This window comes from Enterobacter sp. Acro-832 (assembly GCF_011752745.1).
In the GTDB taxonomy this organism is placed as follows: Bacteria; Pseudomonadota; Gammaproteobacteria; order Enterobacterales; family Enterobacteriaceae; genus Enterobacter; species Enterobacter quasiroggenkampii.
Window position 1 is genome coordinate 100,713 of the sequence record NZ_VWWX01000003.1, and the last position, 21,146, is coordinate 121,858.

The following is a 21,146-nucleotide window of genomic DNA, read 5'->3' on the forward strand; positions in this document are numbered from 1 at the left end:
CCCCGTTATGGGGGCTTTTTTATTCCAGCGTTGCGGGCAGCCAGCAACTGGCGATTAAACCGCCTTCAGCGCCATTCTCAAGCGTCAGCCTGCCGTGGTGGAGCTGGAGGATGCGCTGTACGATACTCAGGCCCAGACCGCTGCCTCCGTAGCGCTGGTCAAGACGGCGGAATGGCTCGGTAATGGACTGCCGGTGCGCTTCATCAATCCCCGGGCCCTGATCGATAACGCTGATCTGCGTCCCGCCGTCGACCTCGGTTAATGTCACTGTAATCGTTGTCCCTGTCGGGCTGTAGCGCCCGGCATTCTCCAGCAGGTTGCGCAGCATCAGGCGCAGGAGAACGGCGTCTCCCTGAACCGTGAGCGCGCTTTTAGCGGGCCAAATCACCGTATGCTCTTTGGCTTCATGCCCAAGGCCGAGAGGTTCGATGATATTTTCCGTCCAGCTCACGGTTTCGTAGTGGCCGCTCGCCATTGCCTGTCCGGCACGGGCCAGCATCAGCAGCTGTTCGACGGTATGCATGAGCTGATCGATACGGCTAACCAGCGTGGCGGCCTGAGGCGCACCTGACTGCGACATCAGCTCCAGATGGAGCCGGATACCGGCCAGAGGCGTTCTCAGCTCGTGTGCGGCGTCTGCGGTGAAGAGACGCTCCTGCTGGATGGTGCTATCCAGTCGGGCCAGCAGCTGGTTCAGGGAGGTCGTCACCGCGCCAATTTCTTCCATGTCGGAATACATAGGAAGCGGGGTTAAGTTATCGGCTGAGCGGTTAGCAAGGCTGTCGCGGAGCTTATTCAGCGGCCGGGTTATCCAGGTGACGGCCCAGAAGGAGAAGAGCAGGGTAAAGCCGACCATCACCAGAGAAGGGACCAGCAGCGAGGCAATCGCTTCGCGGATCTCTTTCTCAACGTGATTATTGCGTGCTTTCGCTGACAGCGTTTCGTTGACCAGAAAACCAATCTGTTCACGGCTTTCATGCCACAGCCAGATGACGCTTATCAGCTGGAAAAATAACAGAATGACCGCCAGCAGCACCATCAAACGCCGACGCATGCTGTTCATTTCTGGCTCTCCAGACGGTAGCCGACGCCGCGAACGGTTTTGATCCTGTCTTTGCCGAGCTTACGCCGCAGGTTATGAATATGGACCTCAAGGGTATTTGACCCGGGATCGTCCTGCCAGGAGTAGATATCCTGCTGGAGCGTTTCTCTGTGTACCGTTTGCCCGCTGCGCATGATCAGACGCGTAAGCAAGGCGAACTCTTTTGGCGTCACCTCTACGGCCTGATCCTGACGCAGCACCTGCTGGGTTTGCAAATTCAGCGTAATATCGCCGTCGGTCAGTAAGTTATCACTATGGCCCTGATAGCGGCGAATCAACGCTCGTACCCGAGCCTGCAGCTCCGCGAGCGCAAAAGGCTTCACCAGGTAATCGTCTGCGCCTGCATCGAGGCCGGTGATACGGTCTTCAATGGCATCACGTGCCGTCAGGATCAATACCGGGTTGGCGATGCCGCGACGTCGCCACTGGCTGAGCAGCGTGGCGCCGTCTTTATCCGGCAAGCCCAAATCGAGGATCACCAGGCTGTATTCGCCGCTCTGGATCAGGGCATCCGCCTCTGCTGCCGTGCCTGCACAGTCGAGAGCATACCCTTCATTGGCCAGCCCCAGCGCCAGCCCTTCCTGCAATAACAGATCGTCTTCAACTATAAGTAGTTTCATCGCTAGTTATTCTGGTAGATGTCCTTATAAAGCCTGCTTTCGAAGCGAACCAGCGGAATACGACGATTGCGCTGGTCGGTCGGTTCGACGGCATAGCCGGAAAGATACTGCACGAATGCCATGCGCTGTCCGCTGGCGGTAGTGATGAAGCCTGCAAGGTTATAAACCCCCTGCAGTGAGCCTGTTTTCGCGGAGACTTTGCCATCCACGCCCGCGGCGTGAAGCCCTGCGCGGTACTGCAGTGAACCGTCATGCCCGGCCAGCGGCAGCATTGAAATAAAGTTTAGCTCAGTGTCATGTTGTGCAATGTACTGAAGCACCTGCATCATCGTGGCCGGAGAGATCAAATTATGGCGCGATAGTCCGGAGCCATCGACGGCGATGGTATTACCCAGATCGATCCCCGCCTGCTGGCGCAGGATCTGCCGAACCGCGTCTGAACCCGCGCGCCAGGTTCCCGGCACGCCGAAACGGGCGTGACCAATCATGCGGAACACCGTATCGGCAATCATGTTGTCCGACTTTTTCAGCATTATTCGCAGTAAATCGTGCAGCGGCGCAGACTGTTTGCTGGCGATGACCGTGCCGGGCTGGTTGACCTGCGTCTGACGAAGCAGGGTACCGGAATAGGTTATTCCCGCTTGTTTCAGCTCATCTTTCAGAATGGCGCCTGCATAGCTTGCGCCATCCTGTATCGCAAAGGCCAGCGGCAGCGGATCGGCGCGCTGCGTCAGGCAGCCGGTCAGCGTGAAGCGGTTAAGATCGCCTGGCACCACATCCAGTTCGCAGTACTGTGCATCAGGAGAGCCCTTGGCCAGCGTGCGGACCTGACTAAACATGGTGACCGGGTAGTAGGACGCTATGCGGATAAACGCTAAATCATCCGGCTTTGGCGCACTGTAAAGCGAAACCGAGAAGCAGTTGCGGTCAACAATCGCGGCGGCGGGCGGGGCGCTAAAGCACTGCGTCATGTCGTTCCACGGCCAGCCGGGGGCTTTATCGTGACTGGCAAAGATGGAGGTATCGATCAGCACATTGCCGTCAATTTTCTGCACGCCGGTTTTTTTCAGCACCGCAACCATATTGCGGATATCCTGGCGTTTAAAGGTCGGATCGCCGCCAAAACGGGCGATAAGATCGCCTTTAAGTTCGCCACCCTCGACGTTACCTTTGGTTTCAAGAGTGGTCGTAAAACGGAAGTCAGGCCCGAGCTGGAGCAGGGCGGCGAGGGCGGTGATCACCTTTTGGGTACTGGCAGGCAGCGCCATCTGTTGACTGTGATAGTCAATCTCGGGAGCCTGTGCGCCAACCTTCTGCACCATCAGGGCGAGGTTCGCGCCTGCGGGAAGCTGATTAATGTACTCATCAACATTCGCGGCCTGAGCGGTGAACGTTATACTGGTAGTCAATCCGATGATAAAACTGGAAAATCGCATAATCTCGCGCTAACAACCCGAAAACAAACCGTCATACTACGGTGCATGGCACTGCAAAGTAAACGATGACCCATAGTGAACTTCGCGGTAAAATGCGTATCAAATTGAAAAATTGCTGCTGACCTGGGGCATCGCTCCCGGGTCGGTTTTCTTTTTGCTTCTTGCCCGCTTAAAGGGGGGCAGGAGCAGGGAACACTGCTCCCAACAGGAATGTTTAAGAGGTATAACAAATGCAAGCTATTCCGATGACCTTACGTGGTGCCGAAAAACTGCGCGAAGAGCTGGATTTCCTGAAATCCGTGCGTCGTCCTGAAATCATCGCCGCTATCGCGGATGCGCGCGAGCATGGCGACCTGAAAGAGAATGCTGAATACCACGCCGCGCGTGAGCAGCAGGGTTTCTGTGAAGGGCGTATTAAAGATATCGAAGCAAAGCTGTCCAATGCACAGGTTATCGATATCACTAAGATGCCGAATAATGGCCGTGTGATCTTTGGTTCTACCGTTACCGTGCTGAACCTGGACAACGACGAAGAGCAGACCTATCGCATCGTGGGTGATGATGAAGCTGATTTCAAACAGAACCTGATTTCGGTGAACTCGCCGATTGCTCGCGGCCTGATTGGCAAAGAGCAGGACGATGTTGTCACCATCCGCACCCCTGGCGGTGAAGTAGAATACGAAATTATTAAGGTTGAATACCTGTAATTCGCTTCTCTACTAAGATGTTGATACATTGTAAAGAAAAGAAAAAGGCCGCGTAGCGGCCTTTTATCAACTCAAGGAGCATGGCATTTTGCTCGCCTGCTGACAGAAATCCCTCGTTTCACACAGAAAATGTGTTTAATTCAGGATATCCTTAACGTGGCAGCGAGATTTTACGCTCTTTAGACGGGCGGTAGAGCACCAGCGTTTTACCGATGACCTGTACATTACAGGCGCCGGTTTCGCGCACGATGGCTTCCACGATCAGGTTTTTAGTGTCTCTGTCTTCAGAGGCGATTTTCACCTTGATCAGCTCGTGGTGTTCCAGCGCTTGTTCAATCTCGGCAAGCACCCCTTCGGTCAAACCATTGTTGCCAAGCATCACTACAGGCTTGAGCGGATGTGCCAGACCTTTAAGGTGCTGTTTTTGTTTAGTACTCAGATTCATCGTATATTTTTGCTTACGTTGGGATTGAAAACGGTTCATTCTACCGCCATCTCCCTTATATCGCCAAATAGCTGCGTAGAAATTTACGTCACAGGCAAGCAACGATGAACCAGGACGGAAATGTTAAATGACAGGTAAAAAGCGTTCTGCCAGCTCCAGCCGCTGGCTCCAGGAACACTTTAGCGATAAATATGTTCAACAGGCACAGAAAAAGGGGTTGCGTTCCCGTGCCTGGTTTAAACTTGATGAAATACAGCAAAGTGACAAACTTTTTAAGCCGGGGATGACGGTTGTTGACCTCGGTGCGGCACCTGGCGGATGGTCTCAGTATGCGGTAACGCAGATCGGCGGAACGGGCCGAATCATCGCGTGCGATCTTTTACCAATGGATCCCATCGTCGGTGTCGACTTCCTTCAGGGCGACTTTCGTGATGAATTAGTGCTGAAAGCGTTACTTGATCGTGTAGGTGACAGTAAGGTCCAGGTTGTCATGTCAGATATGGCACCAAATATGTGCGGAACACCGGCGGTGGATATCCCCCGCGCCATGTATCTGGTGGAGCTAGCGTTAGAAATGTGTCGTGATGTACTAGCGCCTGGTGGTAGTTTTGTTGTGAAGGTGTTTCAGGGCGAAGGTTTCGAGGAGTATCTTAAGGAAATTCGCTCCCTGTTTGCGAAGGTCAAAGTTCGTAAGCCGGACTCTTCCCGGGCCCGTTCCCGTGAAGTGTATATTGTAGCGACCGGGCGAAAATGATAACCGGGAGATTTCAGACGAAAGTTTGAATGAAACTGGATATAGAGTATCCTGACGCTGTTTTTAACACAGTTGTAATATGAGGTTAATCCCTTGAGTGACATGGCGAAAAACCTAATACTCTGGCTGGTCATTGCCGTTGTGCTGATGTCAGTATTCCAGAGCTTTGGGCCCAGCGAGTCGAATGGCCGCAAGGTGGATTATTCTACCTTCCTGCAGGAGGTCAATCAGGACCAGGTTCGCGAAGCGCGTATCAACGGACGTGAGATCAACGTTACCAAGAAAGATAGTAACCGTTACACGACTTACATCCCGGTGAACGATCCTAAGCTGCTTGATAACCTTCTGACTAAAAACGTCAAGGTGGTAGGTGAGCCGCCAGAAGAGCCAAGCCTGCTGGCTTCTATCTTCATTTCCTGGTTCCCGATGCTGCTTCTTATCGGCGTCTGGATCTTCTTTATGCGCCAGATGCAGGGCGGCGGTGGCAAAGGTGCCATGTCGTTCGGTAAGAGCAAGGCGCGTATGTTGACGGAAGATCAGATCAAGACCACTTTTGCGGACGTTGCCGGGTGTGACGAAGCGAAAGAAGAGGTCGGTGAACTGGTTGAATACCTGCGTGAGCCGAGCCGTTTCCAGAAACTGGGCGGTAAAATCCCGAAAGGCGTGCTGATGGTTGGCCCTCCGGGTACCGGTAAAACCCTGCTGGCGAAAGCCATCGCGGGTGAAGCGAAGGTGCCGTTCTTTACTATTTCAGGTTCTGACTTCGTCGAAATGTTCGTGGGTGTTGGTGCATCTCGTGTGCGTGACATGTTCGAGCAGGCCAAGAAGGCAGCACCGTGCATTATCTTCATCGATGAAATCGACGCCGTAGGCCGCCAGCGTGGCGCAGGCCTGGGTGGCGGTCACGATGAACGTGAACAGACGCTGAACCAGATGCTGGTTGAGATGGACGGCTTCGAAGGTAACGAAGGTATCATCGTTATCGCGGCGACTAACCGTCCGGACGTTCTTGACCCGGCGCTGCTGCGTCCAGGCCGTTTCGACCGTCAGGTTGTTGTCGGTCTGCCGGATGTTCGCGGTCGTGAACAGATTCTGAAAGTTCACATGCGTCGCGTACCGCTGGCACCCGACATCGACGCGGCAATCATTGCGCGCGGTACTCCGGGCTTCTCCGGTGCGGATCTCGCTAACCTGGTCAACGAAGCTGCACTGTTTGCCGCTCGCGGTAACAAGCGCGTCGTGTCGATGGTGGAGTTCGAGAAAGCGAAAGACAAGATCATGATGGGTGCGGAACGTCGCTCCATGGTGATGACGGAAGCGCAGAAAGAGTCCACGGCTTACCACGAAGCCGGTCACGCGATTATTGGTCGTCTGGTGCCGGAACACGATCCGGTGCATAAAGTGACGATTATTCCGCGCGGTCGTGCGCTGGGTGTGACCTTCTTCCTGCCTGAAGGCGACGCGATCAGCGCCAGCCGTCAGAAGCTGGAAAGCCAGATCTCAACCCTGTACGGCGGTCGTCTGGCCGAAGAGATTATCTACGGTCCGGAACATGTTTCTACCGGTGCGTCGAACGACATTAAAGTGGCGACAAACCTGGCGCGTAACATGGTGACGCAGTGGGGCTTCTCCGACAAACTCGGTCCACTGCTCTATGCAGAGGAAGAGGGCGAAGTGTTCCTGGGCCGCTCCGTGGCAAAAGCGAAACATATGTCCGATGAAACGGCTCGTATCATCGACCAGGAAGTGAAAGCGCTGATTGAACGTAACTACGGTCGCGCGCGTCAGATCCTGAATGACAACATGGACATTCTGCATTCCATGAAAGATGCGCTCATGAAATATGAGACCATCGATGCACCGCAGATTGACGACCTGATGGCGCGCCGCGAAGTGCGTCCGCCAGCAGGCTGGGAAGACCCAGGCGCTTCCAATAACTCTGACAACAATGGCACCCCGCGTGCGCCGCGTCCGGTTGATGAACCGCGTACGCCAAACCCGGGCAACACCATGTCAGAACAGTTGGGCGATAAGTAAGTCACTGCTGTTGAAGCGTTTGTCTGTAACTCAAACCCTGGAGCTTGCTCCGGGGTTTTTCATTTCTGTTTAACCATTTAGATATCAGGGATTTCGCCATGAAATTATTCGCTCAGGACTCGCATCTCGATCTTTCACATCCCCATGTGATGGGGATCCTGAATGTTACCCCTGACTCCTTCTCTGACGGTGGCACGCATAACACGCTTATCGAGGCGGTTAAGCACGCGAATTTAATGATCAATGCGGGTGCCACCATCATTGATGTTGGCGGCGAATCGACGCGTCCCGGTGCGGCGGACGTGTCTGTGGAAGAAGAGCTGGCGCGCGTGGTGCCGGTCGTTGAAGCTATCGCGCAGCGGTTTGAAGTGTGGATCTCCGTTGATACTTCCAAACCGGAAGTGATCCGTGAAGTAGCGAGGGTGGGCGCTCACATTATCAATGATATTCGTTCACTTACCGAACCGGGGGCGATTGAGGCGGCTGCGGAAACCGGGCTGCCGGTTTGCCTGATGCATATGCAGGGGCAGCCGAAAACCATGCAGGACGCGCCGAAGTATGACGATGTCTTCGCCGACGTAAACCGCTTCTTTATTGAGCATATCGAACGTTGTGAACGTGCAGGTATCCCAAAAGAGAAATTGCTGCTCGACCCGGGGTTCGGTTTCGGTAAAAATCTCTCCCACAACTATGCGCTGCTTGCGCGCTTATCGGAATTTCATCACTTTGGCCTGCCGCTGCTGGTGGGGATGTCGAGGAAATCGATGATTGGCCAGTTGCTGAATGTAGGCCCGAGCGAACGCCTGAGCGGCAGCCTGGCCTGCGCGGTGATTGCGGCGATGCAGGGTGCGCACATCATTCGTGTCCATGACGTCAAAGAAACAGTAGAAGCCATGCGTGTGGTGGAAGCCACACTGGCAGCGAAGGAAAACAAACGCTATGAGTAATCGTAAATATTTTGGTACCGACGGTATCCGCGGGCGCGTAGGCGATGCTCCCATCACCCCTGATTTTGTCCTGAAGCTCGGCTGGGCTGCCGGTAAGGTTCTGGCGCGTCATGGCTCACGTAAAATTATCATCGGTAAAGACACCCGTATTTCCGGCTATATGCTGGAATCCGCGCTGGAAGCGGGTCTGGCGGCGGCTGGACTGTCCGCTTCTTTTACAGGCCCAATGCCAACGCCTGCGGTCGCGTATCTGACGCGCACCTTCCGTGCGGAAGCGGGGATTGTCATCTCGGCCTCTCACAACCCGTTCTACGACAACGGCATTAAATTCTTCTCTATTGATGGCACCAAGCTGCCGGATGAGGTGGAAGAAGCCATTGAAGCTGAAATGGAAAAAGAGATCACCTGTGTTGATTCCGCCGAACTGGGTAAAGCGAACCGTATCGTTGATGCGGCGGGTCGCTATATCGAATTCTGTAAAGGCACCTTCCCGAATGAGCTGAGCCTGGCGCACCTCAAAATTGTGGTGGACTGCGCAAATGGCGCGACCTATCACATCGCCCCGAATGTCTTCCGCGAGCTCGGTGCGAAAGTGATCGCCATTGGCTGTGAGCCGGATGGTCTGAACATCAACGAGCAGGTCGGTGCGACGGATGTTCGTGCCCTGCAGGCGCGCGTTCTGGCAGAAAAAGCCGATCTGGGCATTGCGCTGGACGGCGACGGTGACCGCGTGATCATGGTTGATCACGAAGGTAACAAGGTCGACGGCGACCAGATCCTCTACATTATTGCGCGTGAAGGTCTGCGTCAGGGTCAGCTGCGCGGCGGTGCGGTCGGGACGCTGATGAGTAACATGGGCCTGGAACTGGCGCTGAAACAGCTCGGTATTCCGTTCGTTCGCGCGAAAGTGGGTGACCGCTATGTACTGGAAAAATTGCAGGAGAAGGGCTGGCGTATCGGCGCGGAGAACTCAGGTCACGTGATCCTGCTCGACAAAACCACCACCGGTGACGGTATTGTGGCCGCGTTGCAGGTGGTTGCCGCGATGGCGCGCAACCATATGAGCCTGCACGATCTGTGCAGCGGCATGAAAATGTTCCCACAGATTCTGGTCAACGTACGTTTCACTGCCGGCAAAGGCGACCCGCTGGAAAATGAGAACGTGAAAGCGGTGATGGCTGACGTTGAAGCGGCCCTCGGCAGCCGTGGACGCGTGCTGCTGCGTAAGTCTGGTACCGAACCGCTGATCCGCGTAATGGTGGAAGGCGAAGACGAAGCGCAGGTAACCGAATTTGCGCACCGTATTGCGGATGCCGTAAAAGCTGCATAATCTTGCACGCTAAATGTTTAAAAAGGCGGCGTTTGCCGCCTTTGTTTTAAGCAATTAATGGCTTTTTGCTGTTTTTTTCCGCAGTTGATACAATGCGTCGAAAATGCCCTTGCGAAGGTGATTCGCTTTGGTTAGTATTCACACCCGCTTCAGTGGGAAACAAAAATCCTGCTAATTGGTCGAAGCATTGGTATGCGGCAAATCCGCAAGGAACAGGTTGATTATGTACGAAGCTCTTTTAGTTGTTTTCCTTATTGTGGCCATCGCTCTCGTAGCGCTGATTATGCTGCAGCAAGGTAAAGGCGCTGATATGGGAGCCTCCTTCGGAGCAGGCGCTTCCGGTACGCTGTTTGGTTCAAGTGGTTCTGCGAACTTCATGACCCGCACTACGGCGATTCTGGCTACGCTGTTCTTCATCATCAGCCTGGTGCTTGGCAATATCAACAGCAACAAGACCAGCAAAGGAAGCGAGTGGGAAAACCTGAGCGCGCCAGCAAAAACTGAGCAGACTCAGCCAGCTGCACCGGCTAAGCCAACCAGCGATATCCCGCACTAAGTATTCTGTACCGAGGTGGTGGAATTGGTAGACACGCTACCTTGAGGTGGTAGTGCCCTAACGGGCTTGTGGGTTCGAGTCCCATCCTCGGTACCAATATTCCAGAAGAAAGACGTCGAAAGACGTCTTTTTTTTCGTCTGTAGATTATGTGTTGTTTTTCGTAGGCCCGGTAAGCGCAGCGCCACCATCGGGCAAAATGGCGGGTGGCGCTGCGCTTACCCGCCCTACGAAAGTCCAAATAAAAAAGGCGTCCCCAGGACGCCTTTTGCATGCTACATCAGCGATTATTTCTTATCGCTGTGCTCCAGGTTTTCAACCTGCGGCAGGCCGTTACCTGAACTGGCTGACAGCAAACCGTTCTCAACATAGTTGAACAGCTTCTCACGGGTATCGGTGATGTCCAGGTTACGCATGGTCAGCTGGCCAATACGATCGTCCGGTGAGAACACGGATTCACCTTTCTCCATGGTCAGACGCTCTGCTTTATAGGTCAGGTTGTCAGACACGGTGTTCAGAATGGAGTAGTCGTTACCGCGACGCAGTTCCAGGGTCACTTCACCGGTGATTGCACTTGCCACCCAACGCTGCAGCGCATCACGCAGCATCAGCGCCTGCGGATCGAACCAGCGGCCCTGATACAACAGTTTGCCCAGCTGACGGCCATGAGAGTGATACTGCTCAATGGTGTCTTCGTTGTGAATGCCGGTCAGCAGACGCTCGTAAGCGATGTGCAGCAGCGCCATCCCCGGGGCTTCATAGATACCACGGCTTTTTGCTTCGATGATACGGTTTTCAATCTGATCGCTCATGCCCAGACCATGACGACCGCCGATGCGGTTTGCTTCCAGCATCAGCTCCACATCGTCAGAGAAGGTTTTGCCGTTCAGCGCAACCGGATGACCGCGTTCGAAACGTACGGTCACTTCTTCTGCCGGGATCTTCACGTTCTCGTCCCAGAACTTCACGCCCATGATTGGGTTAACGATCTTCACGCTGGAGTTCAGGAATTCCAGGTCTTTCGCTTCGTGCGTCGCACCCAGCATGTTGGAGTCGGTGGAGTAAGCTTTCTCGACTGACATCTTATAGTCAAAACCGCAGGCGATCATAAACTCGGACATCTCATGACGACCACCCAGCTCGTCGATGAAGTCGGTATCCAGCCACGGTTTATAAATCTGCAGTTCGGCGTTGGTCAGCAGGCCATAACGATAGAAACGTTCGATATCGTTTCCTTTATAGGTGCTGCCGTCACCCCAGATGTTAACGCCGTCTTCTTTCATGGCGGCAACCAGCATGGTGCCGGTCACCGCACGGCCCAGCGGAGTGGTGTTGAAATAGGTCAGGCCGCCGGTGGTGTTATGGAATGCACCACACTGAATCGCCGCGATACCTTCCGCGACCAGTTGCTTACGGCAGTCAATCAGGCGCGCGTTCTCTGCACCATACTCTTTCGCGCGACGAGGAATGGCATCATAATCGTCCTCATCCGGCTGACCCAGGTTCGCAGTATAGGCATACGGAACCGCTCCCTTCTGGCGCATCCACAGCAGTGCAGCGCTGGTATCCAGGCCACCTGAGAAAGCGATGCCAATACGTTGTCCTACCGGAAGATGCTTGAGAATCGTCGTCATAGAATAAAACCCTGCTTGATTGACTGATTAGAGACCGCTTTCGCTCTCTTGTGCATTTTTATGCAAAATAAGTGAGTATTCATTTAATCATCTTTTGGCGAAGACCGGAAGAGACTCGTGCGTTTTTTGTAAAAATTTTGGTCTGATCGATCTGGCGGAAGTCGCCTTGACAGGTGGGGTCAACTATCAATATACTAAACGCCGATTTTACGTCCCGTCTTCGGTACCAAATCCCAGCATTATTTGCAAATTCTGTCCAAAACGCGTAGAATTTGCCACGTTTCAGGCGCGGGGTGGAGCAGCCTGGTAGCTCGTCGGGCTCATAACCCGAAGGTCGTCGGTTCAAATCCGGCCCCCGCAACCACTTTCCCATAAAGTTCTTTTTCAAATATACTGTGAAGACTTAGAGCCTTCGTAGCTGGATTTGAAAAAATTCTTTAGGAAAGTGCTCCAGGCCACAGTTGTGGCTACAGGGTTCAGTTATCTAAAGCCCCGATTTATCGGGGTTTTTTGTTATCTGACTACAGAATAACTGGGCTTTACGCCCTTTTTTTATGTCTTGGGGGTGGGCTTGTCCACATTAGAGCAAAAATTAACAGAGATGATTACTGCACCGGTCGAAGCACTGGGCTACGAACTGGTCGGCATCGAATTCGTTCGCGGCCGTACATCGACGCTGCGCATCTATATTGATAGTGAAGATGGCATCAATGTTGATGATTGTGCTGATGTCAGCCACCAGGTGAGTGCGGTTCTTGATGTTGAAGACCCAATTACCGTTGCGTACAACCTGGAAGTTTCCTCACCTGGCCTCGATCGCCCGATGTTCACGGCCGAGCACTATGTGCGCTTTACCGGTGAAGAAGTGGCTCTCGTTCTGCGTATGGCCGTACAGAACCGCCGTAAATGGCAGGGAATTATCAAAGCCGTTGATGGTGAAATGATCACGGTGACAGTCGAAGGCAAAGATGAAGTGTTCGCGCTGAGTAATATCCAGAAGGCGAACCTGGTTCCCCACTTTTAACAGTCTGGATTGAGGTGAAAAGCCCGCGATGAACAAAGAAATTTTGGCTGTTGTTGAAGCCGTCTCCAACGAGAAATCACTGCCGCGTGAGAAGATTTTTGAAGCGCTGGAAAGTGCACTGGCTACAGCAACCAAGAAAAAATATGAACAAGAGATCGATGTTCGCGTAGAAATCGATCGTAAAAGCGGTGACTTCGATACATTCCGTCGTTGGGTAATCGTTGAAGAAGTGACCCAGCCGACCAAAGAGATCACGCTGGAAGCCGCCCGTTTTGAAGACGAAAGTCTGAACGTGGGTGACTACGTTGAAGATCAGATTGAATCTGTGACCTTCGACCGTATCACCACCCAGACCGCTAAACAGGTTATCGTGCAGAAAGTGCGCGAAGCCGAGCGCGCGCTGGTTGTCGATCAGTTCCGCGATCAGGAAGGCGAAATCATCACCGGCGTGGTGAAGAAAGTGAACCGCGACAACATCTCCCTGGAGATCAAATCCGAAGGGTTGCCGGGTAACGCTGAAGCCGTGATCCTGCGTGAAGATATGCTGCCGCGTGAAAACTTCCGCCCAGGCGACCGTATTCGCGGCGTTCTGTACGCCGTTCGCCCTGAAGCGCGTGGTGCACAGCTCTTCGTGACCCGTTCTAAACCAGAAATGCTGGTAGAACTGTTCCGTATCGAAGTACCGGAAATCGGTGAAGAAGTTATTGAGATTAAAGCGGCGGCTCGCGATCCGGGCTCCCGTGCGAAAATTGCGGTGAAAACCAACGACAAGCGTATCGACCCGGTCGGTGCTTGCGTCGGTATGCGCGGTGCGCGTGTCCAGGCAGTTTCTACTGAGCTGGGCGGCGAACGTATTGATATCGTTCTGTGGGATGACAACCCGGCGCAGTTCGTGATCAACGCAATGGCTCCGGCTGATGTGGCGTCTATCGTTGTTGACGAAGACAAACACACCATGGATATCGCTGTTGAAGCGGGCAACCTGGCGCAGGCAATCGGCCGTAACGGCCAGAACGTACGCCTGGCGTCACAGCTGAGCGGCTGGGAACTCAACGTCATGACCGTTGATGACCTGCAGGCTAAGCATCAGGCTGAAGCCCATGCTGCGATCGATACCTTCACGAAATACCTGGATATTGACGAAGACTTCGCCACTGTTCTGGTTGAAGAAGGTTTCTCTACGCTGGAAGAACTGGCCTATGTGCCAATGAAAGAGCTGCTGGAAATTGACGGTCTGGATGAACCAACCGTTGAAGCCCTGCGTGAACGCGCTAAAAACGCACTGACCACCCTGGCACTGGCTCAGGAAGAAAGCCTTGGCGATAAGAAGCCGGCTGATGACCTGCTGAATCTGGAAGGTCTTGATCGTGCGATTGCGTTCAAGCTGGCTGCCCGTGGTGTTTGTACGCTGGAAGATCTCGCTGAGCAAGGCGTTGATGACCTGGCTGATATCGAAGGTTTAACCGACGAGAAAGCCGGCGAGCTCATCATGGCCGCACGTAATATTTGCTGGTTCGGCGACGAAGCGTAATAAACTGTAGCAGGAAGGAACAGCATGACTGATGTAACTGTAAAATCGCTGGCTGCTGAGATTCAGACCTCCGTGGACCGCCTGGTACAGCAATTTGCTGATGCAGGGATCCCGAAGTCCGCTGATGACTCGGTGACCGCGCAAGAAAAACAAACCTTGTTAACGCACCTGAACCGTGAACACGGCTCTACGCCTGACAAGTTAACGCTGCAGCGCAAAACGCGTAGCACGTTAAACATCCCTGGTACCGGTGGCAAAAGCAAATCGGTACAAATTGAAGTCCGCAAGACGCGCACCTTTGTAAAACGTGATCCGCAAGAGGCAGAACGCCTTGCTGCGGAAGAGCAGGCACAGCGTGAAGCGGAAGAACAAGCTCAGCGTGAGGCGGAAGCAGCCGCCAAACGTGAAGCAGAATTAAAAGCTGAACGTGAGGCCGCAGAAAAAGCGAAACGCGACGCAAGTGATAAAGTGAAGCGTGACGCTGCGGAAAAAGACAAAGTGAGCAATCAACAGACAGACGAAATGACCAAAACCGCCCAGGCTGAAAAAGCCCGCCGTGAAAATGAAGCTGCCGAGCTGAAGCGTAAAGCGGAAGAAGAAGCCCGCCGTAAGCTGGAAGAAGAAGCTCGCCGCGTCGCCGAAGAAGCGCGTCGTATGGCTGAAGAAAATGAGAAGAACGGTGTTGATACCGCTGAGCAGTCTGAAGACACCAGCGATTATCACGTGACCACTTCTCAGCACGCACGTCAGGCTGAAGATGATAACGACCGTGAAGTAGAAGGCGGCCGTGGCCGTGGTCGTAATGCAAAAGCAGCGCGTCCGGCGAAAAAAGGTAACAAGCACGCTGAATCCAAAGCTGACCGTGAAGAAGCACGCGCGGCTGTTCGCGGTGGTAAAGGCGGCAAGCGTAAAGGTTCCGCTCTGCAGCAGGGCTTCCAGAAGCCGGCTCAGGCCGTTAACCGTGACGTTGTGATCGGCGAAACCATTACCGTTGGTGAACTGGCGAACAAGATGGCGGTTAAAGGCTCTCAGGTCATCAAAGCGATGATGAAGCTGGGCGCGATGGCAACCATCAACCAGGTGATCGATCAGGAAACTGCGCAGCTGGTTGCGGAAGAGATGGGCCACAAAGTTATCCTGCGTCGCGAAAACGAGCTGGAAGAAGCAGTAATGAGCGACCGTGACACTGGTGCTGCGGCAGAACCGCGCGCACCGGTAGTGACCATCATGGGTCACGTTGACCACGGCAAGACCTCTCTGCTTGACTACATTCGCTCTACCAAGGTTGCCTCTGGCGAAGCGGGTGGTATTACCCAGCACATCGGTGCATACCACGTAGAAACTGACAACGGTATGATTACCTTCCTGGATACCCCGGGCCACGCCGCGTTTACCTCTATGCGTGCTCGTGGTGCTCAGGCGACGGATATCGTTGTTCTGGTTGTTGCGGCGGACGACGGCGTCATGCCGCAGACCATCGAAGCTATCCAGCACGCGAAAGCAGCCGGTGTGCCGGTTGTGGTTGCCGTGAACAAGATCGATAAGCCAGAAGCGGATCCCGATCGTGTTAAAAACGAACTCTCCCAGTACGGTATCCTGCCGGAAGAGTGGGGCGGCGAAAGCCAGTTCGTACACGTGTCTGCGAAAGCGGGTACCGGTATCGACGAACTGCTGGACGCGATCCTGCTGCAGGCCGAAGTTCTGGAGCTGAAAGCCATCCGTAACGGTATGGCGAGCGGTGCGGTTATCGAATCCTTCCTGGATAAAGGACGTGGCCCGGTTGCTACCGTTCTGGTTCGTGAAGGTACGCTGCATAAAGGCGATATCGTTCTGTGCGGTTTCGAATACGGTCGCGTTCGTGCGATGCGTAACGAACTGGGTCAGGAAGTGCTGGAAGCGGGTCCGTCCATTCCAGTGGAAATCCTAGGTCTGTCCGGTGTTCCGGCTGCCGGTGACGAAGTGACCGTTGTGCGTGACGAGAAGAAAGCGCGTGAAGTGGCACTGTATCGTCAGGGCAAATTCCGTGAAGTTAAACTGGCTCGTCAGCAGAAATCTAAACTCGAGAACATGTTTGCCAACATGACCGAGGGCGAAGTTCACGAAGTGAACATTGTGCTGAAAGCCGACGTTCAGGGCTCTGTGGAAGCGATCTCCGACTCCTTGCTGAAACTGTCTACCGACGAAGTGAAAGTGAAGATCATCGGTTCTGGCGTAGGTGGTATCACCGAAACCGACGCAACCCTGGCTGCTGCGTCCAACGCTATCCTGGTTGGCTTCAACGTTCGTGCGGATGCGTCTGCGCGTAAAGTGATTGAATCCGAAAGTCTGGATCTGCGTTACTACTCCGTCATCTATAACCTGATCGACGAAGTGAAAGCAGCGATGAGCGGCATGCTGTCTCCTGAGCTGAAACAGCAGATCATCGGTCTGGCTGAAGTACGTGACGTGTTCAAATCACCGAAATTCGGTGCGATCGCGGGCTGTATGGTTACCGAAGGTAACATCAAGCGTCACAACCCAATCCGCGTACTGCGTGACAACGTGGTTATCTACGAAGGCGAGCTGGAATCCCTGCGCCGCTTCAAAGATGACGTTAACGAAGTCCGTAACGGCATGGAATGTGGTATCGGCGTGAAGAACTACAACGACGTTCGCGTTGGCGATATGATCGAAGTGTTCGAGATCATCGAAATTCAGCGTACCATCGCTTAATTACCGATTGTAAGCCGGGATCGCCTCGCGCCACCCGGCAATAATTTCAAAAAGGGGCTTTAGCCCCTTTTTTGTCTGGAGAATTTATTATGGCGAAAGAATTTGGTCGCCCTCAGCGCGTAGCGCAGGAAATGCAGAAAGAGATCGCACTCATTCTGCAACGTGAAATTAAAGACCCACGCGTCGGCATGATGACCACCGTTTCCGGTGTGGAAATGTCCCGTGACCTGGCCTATGCCAAAGTGTTTGTCACCTTCCTGAACGATCAGGACGAAGCCGCAGTGAAAAACGGCATCAAAGCGCTGCAGGAAGCGTCTGGTTTCATCCGCTCTCTGCTCGGTAAGGCGATGCGCCTGCGTATCGTGCCTGAACTGACCTTTTTCTACGACAACTCGCTGGTCGAAGGTATGCGTATGTCCAACCTGGTGACCAGCGTGGTTAAACATGACGATGAGCGTCGTGTTAACCCGGCGGACGACAGCAAGGAGGACTGATGAGTCGTCCTCGTCGTCGTGGTCGCGACGTGCATGGTGTGCTGCTGCTGGATAAACCCCAGGGCGCTTCCAGCAACGACGTGCTGCAGAAAGTGAAGCGTATTTTTAACGCCAACCGTGCGGGCCACACCGGCGCGCTCGACCCGCTGGCAACCGGCATGCTGCCGGTCTGTCTGGGAGAGGCGACAAAGTTTTCCCAGTACCTGCTCGACTCCGATAAGCGTTATCGCGTTATCGCTAAGCTGGGCCAGCGCACGGATACCTCCGACGCGGATGGTCAGGTCGTGGAGGAGCGTCCGGTGACGTTCAGCGCGGAGCAGCTTGATGCGGCGCTGGAGAGCTTCCGTGGGGATACGATGCAGGTACCGTCGATGTATTCGGCACTGAAGTATCAGGGGAAAAAACTCTACGAATATGCGCGCCAGGGCATTGAGGTCCCGCGTGAAGCCCGTCCGATTACCGTGTATGAGCTGCTCTTTATTCGCCATGAAGGCGATGAGCTGGAGCTGGAAGTGCACTGTTCGAAAGGGACCTATATTCGCACCATCATCGACGACCTCGGTGAAAAACTGGGCTGCGGCGCGCATGTGATTTACCTGCGTCGTCTGGCGGTGAGCAAGTACCCGGTGGAGCGGATGGTGACCCTGGAACATTTGCGCGAGCTGGTTGAACAGGCTGAAGCGCAGGGGATCGCGCCGGCAGATTTGCTGGATCCGCTGCTGATGCCGATGGACAGTCCGGCTGCGGACTTCCCGGTTGTTAATCTTCCTTTAACATCGTCCGTTTACTTTAAGAACGGCAACCCGGTTCGTACGGCGGAAGCGCCGCTGGAAGGCCTGGTGCGCGTGACCGAAGGTGACGAAGGGAAATTCATCGGGATGGGCGAAATGGATGGCGAAGGGCGCGTTGCGCCGCGTCGTCTGGTCGTCGAATATCCGGTCGACGCGTGACGGTGATAACGGCTCACCTTGCGATAAGCAGGGGAGACGAGTAGAATATCGCCGCTTAACGCCTGGTAAATTGTTTAACAATCTGCGGGGCGTACATGGGATTGCTGAATTAGAGATCGGCATCCTTACATTCTTTATACTTTGGAGTTTGAAAATGTCTCTAAGCGTTGAAGCTAAAGCTAAAATCGTTTCTGAGTTTGGTCGTGGTACTAACGACAGCGGTTCTACCGAAGTTCAGGTTGCACTGCTGACTGCACAGATTAACCACCTGCAGGGTCACTTTGCAGAGCACAAAAAAGATCACCACAGCCGTCGTGGTCTGCTGCGTATGGTTTCTCAGCGTCGTAAACTGCTCGACTACCTGAAACGTAAAGATGTTGCACGCTACACCGCGCTGATCGAGCGTCTGGGTCTGCGTCGCTAAGTCTTGCGAGTTTCAGAAAAGGGGGCCTGATGGCCCCTTTTTTCAAGCAGACGGCAGCAATTCACTGGAAACTATTGTATTGTTGCTATAAATGATCTTCATTGCAGAGGTTCGCGCGGCTAATGAGAGGCTTCACCCAGGGGGGTGTTGGTTGTCATTAGTCGCGAGGATGCGAAGAAGGTCGGGTCAAATCGACAGCACACCGGTGGTGTGCTGTCAAACATTTAAGAAAGGACAGAACTTTGCTGAATCCGATCGTTCGTAAATTCCAGTATGGTCAACATACCGTCACGCTGGAAACCGGCATGATGGCACGTCAGGCTACTGCTGCCGTTATGGTAAGCATGGATGACACCGCGGTATTCGTTACCGTTGTGGGCCAGAAAAAAGCTAAACCAGGTCAGGACTTCTTCCCGCTGACCGTTAACTACCAGGAGCGTACCTACGCTGCCGGTAAAATCCCGGGTGGCTTCTTCCGTCGTGAAGGCCGTCCAAGCGAAGGCGAAACCCTGATCGCGCGTCTGATTGACCGCCCGGTTCGTCCGCTGTTCCCGGAAGGCTTCGTTAACGAAGTACAGGTTATCGCGACCGTTGTTTCCGTTAACCCACAGGTTAACCCGGACATCGTGGCGATGATCGGTGCGTCCGCTGCCCTGTCACTGTCTGGTATTCCATTCAATGGCCCAATCGGTGCCGCGCGCGTCGGTTACATCAATGACCAGTACGTGCTGAACCCAACTCAGGAAGAGCTGAAAGAAAGTAAGCTGGACCTGGTGGTTGCGGGTACTGAAGCCGCTGTGCTGATGGTTGAATCCGAAGCTGAACTGCTGAGCGAAGACCAGATGCTGGGTGCTGTGGTCTTCGGCCATGACCAGCAGCAGGTTGTTATCCAGAACATCAACGATCTGGTGAAAGAAGCCGGTAAACCACGTTGGGACTGGCAGCCAGAAGCAGCTAACGACGCACTGAATGCACGCGTTGCAGCTCTGGCAGAATCTCGTCTGAGCGATGCGTACCGCATCACTGACAAACAGGAGCGTTACGCTCAGGTTGACGTGATCAAGTCTGAAACTATCGCAACGCTGGTTGCTGAAGACGAAACGCTGGATGCTAACGAGCTGAGCGAAATTCTGCACGCTATCGAGAAAAACGTTGTTCGTAGCCGCGTTCTGGCAGGCGAGCCGCGTATCGATGGCCGTGAAAAAGACATGATCCGTGGTCTGGATGTGCGTACTGGCGTGCTGCCACGTACTCACGGTTCCGCGCTGTTCACCCGTGGCGAAACGCAGGCGCTGGTTACCGCGACCTTGGGTACGGCACGTGACGCACAGATCATCGACGAACTGATGGGCGAGCGTACTGACAGCTTCCTGTTCCACTACAACTTCCCTCCGTACTCCGTAGGCGAAACCGGTATGGTTGGCTCGCCGAAGCGTCGTGAAATTGGTCACGGTCGTCTGGCGAAGCGCGGCGTGCTGGCAGTCATGCCAGAAGCAGACAAATTCCCGTACACCGTACGTGTGGTGTCTGAAATCACCGAATCCAACGGTTCTTCTTCTATGGCTTCCGTGTGTGGTGCCTCTCTGGCGCTGATGGATGCAGGCGTGCCAATCAAAGCCGCCGTTGCGGGTATCGCAATGGGCCTGGTGAAAGAAGGCGACAACTATGTTGTTCTGTCTGACATTCTGGGCGACGAAGACCACCTGGGCGATATGGACTTCAAAGTGGCGGGTTCCCGCGACGGTATCTCTGCGCTGCAGATGGATATCAAAATTGAAGGTATCACCAAAGAGATCATGCAGGTTGCTCTGAACCAGGCTAAAGGTGCGCGTCTGCACATCCTGGGCGTGATGGAACAGGCTATCAACGCGCCACGCGGTGATATCTCTGAATTCGCACCGCGTATTCACACCATCAAGATCAATCCAGACAAGATCAAAGATGTTATCGGTAAGGGCGGTTCCGTAATCCGTGCGCTGACCGAAGAGACTGGCACCACCATCGAAATCGAAGATGACGGTACTGTGAAGATCGCAGCAACCGACGGCGAGAAAGCGAAATTCGCGATCCGTCGCATCGAAGAAATCACTGCAGAAATCGAAGTGGGCCGCGTCTATGCAGGTAAAGTGACCCGTATCGTTGACTTTGGCGCGTTCGTTGCCATCGGTGGCGGTAAAGAAGGTCTGGTTCACATCTCTCAGATCGCTGACAAGCGCGTTGAGAAAGTGACCGATTACCTGCAGATGGGTCAGGAAGTACCGGTTAAAGTTCTGGAAGTTGATCGCCAGGGCCGTATCCGTCTGAGCATTAAAGAAGCAACCGAGCAGTCTCAGCCAGCTGCTGCGCCAGAAGCACAGGCCGCAGAACAGCAAGGCGAGTAAGTTGCCATTTGCCCTCCGCTTTGCGGAGGGCCTATTATCAGGCAGGACGCCTTGTTAAGCCGCC

General features: G+C 54.1%; 17 protein-coding genes, 2 tRNA genes and 1 pseudogene. 15 read left to right on the forward strand and 5 right to left on the reverse strand.

Annotated features, from left to right (window positions below):
• Nucleotides 1-19 precede the first annotated feature (19 nt).
• Genes pmrB through dacB form a run of 3 tightly spaced genes read right to left on the reverse strand, consistent with a single transcriptional unit; the run spans nt 20 to nt 3,158 of the window.
• The gene (pmrB, locus tag F3J31_RS11780) at nt 20-1,063 is read right to left on the reverse strand and encodes a two-component system sensor histidine kinase PmrB (protein ID WP_167213252.1); all 1,044 of its coding nucleotides are present in this window, start codon (nt 1,061-1,063) and stop codon (nt 20-22) included.
• Nucleotides 1,060-1,722 (reverse strand): two-component system response regulator PmrA, encoded by a 663-nt coding sequence (gene pmrA, locus F3J31_RS11785; RefSeq protein WP_024906362.1) that lies wholly within the window; start codon nt 1,720-1,722, stop codon nt 1,060-1,062. Before pmrA ends, pmrB begins: the two co-directional genes overlap by 4 nt.
• Before the next feature lie 2 nt (nt 1,723-1,724).
• Complete coding sequence (gene dacB, locus F3J31_RS11790; RefSeq protein ID WP_021242259.1) at nt 1,725-3,158, reverse strand: serine-type D-Ala-D-Ala carboxypeptidase; 1,434 nt, start codon at nt 3,156-3,158, stop codon at nt 1,725-1,727.
• 230 nt (nt 3,159-3,388) lie between these two features.
• On the opposite strand from dacB, the gene greA reads away from it, so the two are divergent.
• A complete protein-coding gene (gene greA, locus F3J31_RS11795) occupies nt 3,389-3,865 on the forward strand; it encodes a transcription elongation factor GreA (RefSeq protein ID WP_014171793.1) in 477 nt (158 codons plus the stop codon).
• A 151-nt stretch (nt 3,866-4,016) separates the two neighbouring features.
• Here the strand turns inward: greA and yhbY are convergent, their stop codons facing one another.
• Nucleotides 4,017-4,310 carry a ribosome assembly RNA-binding protein YhbY gene (gene yhbY / locus F3J31_RS11800; RefSeq protein ID WP_003861814.1) on the reverse strand — a complete coding sequence of 98 codons (294 nt, stop codon included), beginning with the start codon at nt 4,308-4,310 and terminating at the stop codon, nt 4,017-4,019.
• Between the two features lie 127 nt (nt 4,311-4,437).
• Here yhbY and rlmE point away from each other — a divergent pair, with 127 nt between their 5' ends.
• The 6 genes from rlmE (at nt 4,438) to F3J31_RS11830 (ending at nt 10,030) form a co-directional block, all read left to right on the forward strand.
• On the forward strand, nt 4,438-5,064 hold the full coding sequence (gene rlmE / locus F3J31_RS11805) for a 23S rRNA (uridine(2552)-2'-O)-methyltransferase RlmE (protein ID WP_003861812.1): 627 nt from the start codon (nt 4,438-4,440) through the stop codon (nt 5,062-5,064).
• Between the two features lie 102 nt (nt 5,065-5,166).
• Nucleotides 5,167-7,101, forward strand: a complete 1,935-nt coding sequence (ftsH, locus tag F3J31_RS11810; RefSeq protein ID WP_013098921.1) for an ATP-dependent zinc metalloprotease FtsH — start codon at nt 5,167-5,169, stop codon at nt 7,099-7,101.
• A gap of 98 nt (nt 7,102-7,199) precedes the next feature.
• Complete coding sequence (gene folP / locus F3J31_RS11815; protein WP_045910100.1) at nt 7,200-8,048, forward strand: dihydropteroate synthase; 849 nt, start codon at nt 7,200-7,202, stop codon at nt 8,046-8,048.
• Nucleotides 8,041-9,378: a phosphoglucosamine mutase gene (glmM, locus tag F3J31_RS11820; RefSeq protein ID WP_021242257.1), complete on the forward strand. Its 1,338-nt coding sequence runs from the start codon at nt 8,041-8,043 to the stop codon at nt 9,376-9,378. Before folP ends, glmM begins: the two co-directional genes overlap by 8 nt.
• A gap of 223 nt (nt 9,379-9,601) precedes the next feature.
• Nucleotides 9,602-9,934, forward strand: a complete 333-nt coding sequence (gene secG, locus F3J31_RS11825) for a preprotein translocase subunit SecG (protein WP_023309338.1) — start codon at nt 9,602-9,604, stop codon at nt 9,932-9,934.
• Between the two features lie 9 nt (nt 9,935-9,943).
• Nucleotides 9,944-10,030: transfer RNA gene (locus F3J31_RS11830), tRNA-Leu, on the forward strand.
• A gap of 189 nt (nt 10,031-10,219) precedes the next feature.
• On the opposite strand, the gene argG is transcribed toward F3J31_RS11830, so the two are convergent.
• On the reverse strand, nt 10,220-11,566 hold the full coding sequence (gene argG, locus F3J31_RS11835) for an argininosuccinate synthase (RefSeq protein WP_014833433.1): 1,347 nt from the start codon (nt 11,564-11,566) through the stop codon (nt 10,220-10,222).
• Between the two features lie 287 nt (nt 11,567-11,853).
• Between argG and F3J31_RS11840 the strand changes: the two genes are divergently transcribed.
• From F3J31_RS11840 to pnp, 8 genes and pseudogenes are all read left to right on the forward strand, one after another.
• Nucleotides 11,854-11,930: transfer RNA gene (locus tag F3J31_RS11840), tRNA-Met, on the forward strand.
• Nucleotides 11,931-12,137: 207 nt separating this feature from the next.
• Nucleotides 12,138-12,590, forward strand: a complete 453-nt coding sequence (rimP, locus tag F3J31_RS11845) for a ribosome maturation factor RimP (protein ID WP_014833432.1) — start codon at nt 12,138-12,140, stop codon at nt 12,588-12,590.
• Nucleotides 12,591-12,618: 28 nt separating this feature from the next.
• Entirely contained in the window at nt 12,619-14,121 is a 1,503-nt protein-coding gene (gene nusA, locus F3J31_RS11850) for a transcription termination factor NusA (protein ID WP_003861798.1), read from the forward strand.
• A gap of 24 nt (nt 14,122-14,145) precedes the next feature.
• Complete coding sequence (infB, locus tag F3J31_RS11855) at nt 14,146-16,833, forward strand: translation initiation factor IF-2 (protein WP_045910098.1); 2,688 nt, start codon at nt 14,146-14,148, stop codon at nt 16,831-16,833.
• 89 nt (nt 16,834-16,922) lie between these two features.
• Nucleotides 16,923-17,327 carry a 30S ribosome-binding factor RbfA gene (gene rbfA, locus F3J31_RS11860; RefSeq protein WP_003024988.1) on the forward strand — a complete coding sequence of 135 codons (405 nt, stop codon included), beginning with the start codon at nt 16,923-16,925 and terminating at the stop codon, nt 17,325-17,327.
• Nucleotides 17,327-18,277: a tRNA pseudouridine(55) synthase TruB gene (truB, locus tag F3J31_RS11865; RefSeq protein WP_063622527.1), complete on the forward strand. Its 951-nt coding sequence runs from the start codon at nt 17,327-17,329 to the stop codon at nt 18,275-18,277. The genes rbfA and truB overlap by 1 nt, the downstream gene beginning before the upstream one ends.
• 154 nt (nt 18,278-18,431) lie before the next feature.
• Entirely contained in the window at nt 18,432-18,701 is a 270-nt protein-coding gene (gene rpsO, locus F3J31_RS11870) for a 30S ribosomal protein S15 (protein ID WP_003861789.1), read from the forward strand.
• Between the two features lie 242 nt (nt 18,702-18,943).
• A pseudogene (gene pnp, locus F3J31_RS11875) lies at nt 18,944-21,140 on the forward strand (polyribonucleotide nucleotidyltransferase).
• The last annotated feature ends 6 nt before the right edge of the window (nt 21,141-21,146 follow it).

Excerpts from the sequence above, each read along its gene's own strand:
- pmrB (WP_167213252.1), bottom strand. The coding sequence starts at position 1,063 with ATGAACAGCATGCGTCGGCGTTTGATGGTGCTGCTGGCGGTCATTCTG.
- pmrA (WP_024906362.1), bottom strand. The coding sequence starts at position 1,722 with ATGAAACTACTTATAGTTGAAGACGATCTGTTATTGCAGGAAGGGCTG.
- dacB (WP_021242259.1), bottom strand. The coding sequence starts at position 3,158 with ATGCGATTTTCCAGTTTTATCATCGGATTGACTACCAGTATAACGTTC.
- greA (WP_014171793.1), top strand. The coding sequence starts at position 3,389 with ATGCAAGCTATTCCGATGACCTTACGTGGTGCCGAAAAACTGCGCGAA.
- yhbY (WP_003861814.1), bottom strand. The coding sequence starts at position 4,310 with ATGAATCTGAGTACTAAACAAAAACAGCACCTTAAAGGTCTGGCACAT.
- rlmE (WP_003861812.1), top strand. The coding sequence starts at position 4,438 with ATGACAGGTAAAAAGCGTTCTGCCAGCTCCAGCCGCTGGCTCCAGGAA.
- ftsH (WP_013098921.1), top strand. The coding sequence starts at position 5,167 with ATGGCGAAAAACCTAATACTCTGGCTGGTCATTGCCGTTGTGCTGATG.
- folP (WP_045910100.1), top strand. The coding sequence starts at position 7,200 with ATGAAATTATTCGCTCAGGACTCGCATCTCGATCTTTCACATCCCCAT.
- glmM (WP_021242257.1), top strand. The coding sequence starts at position 8,041 with ATGAGTAATCGTAAATATTTTGGTACCGACGGTATCCGCGGGCGCGTA.
- secG (WP_023309338.1), top strand. The coding sequence starts at position 9,602 with ATGTACGAAGCTCTTTTAGTTGTTTTCCTTATTGTGGCCATCGCTCTC.
- argG (WP_014833433.1), bottom strand. The coding sequence starts at position 11,566 with ATGACGACGATTCTCAAGCATCTTCCGGTAGGACAACGTATTGGCATC.
- nusA (WP_003861798.1), top strand. The coding sequence starts at position 12,619 with ATGAACAAAGAAATTTTGGCTGTTGTTGAAGCCGTCTCCAACGAGAAA.
- infB (WP_045910098.1), top strand. The coding sequence starts at position 14,146 with ATGACTGATGTAACTGTAAAATCGCTGGCTGCTGAGATTCAGACCTCC.
- rbfA (WP_003024988.1), top strand. The coding sequence starts at position 16,923 with ATGGCGAAAGAATTTGGTCGCCCTCAGCGCGTAGCGCAGGAAATGCAG.
- truB (WP_063622527.1), top strand. The coding sequence starts at position 17,327 with ATGAGTCGTCCTCGTCGTCGTGGTCGCGACGTGCATGGTGTGCTGCTG.
- rpsO (WP_003861789.1), top strand. The coding sequence starts at position 18,432 with ATGTCTCTAAGCGTTGAAGCTAAAGCTAAAATCGTTTCTGAGTTTGGT.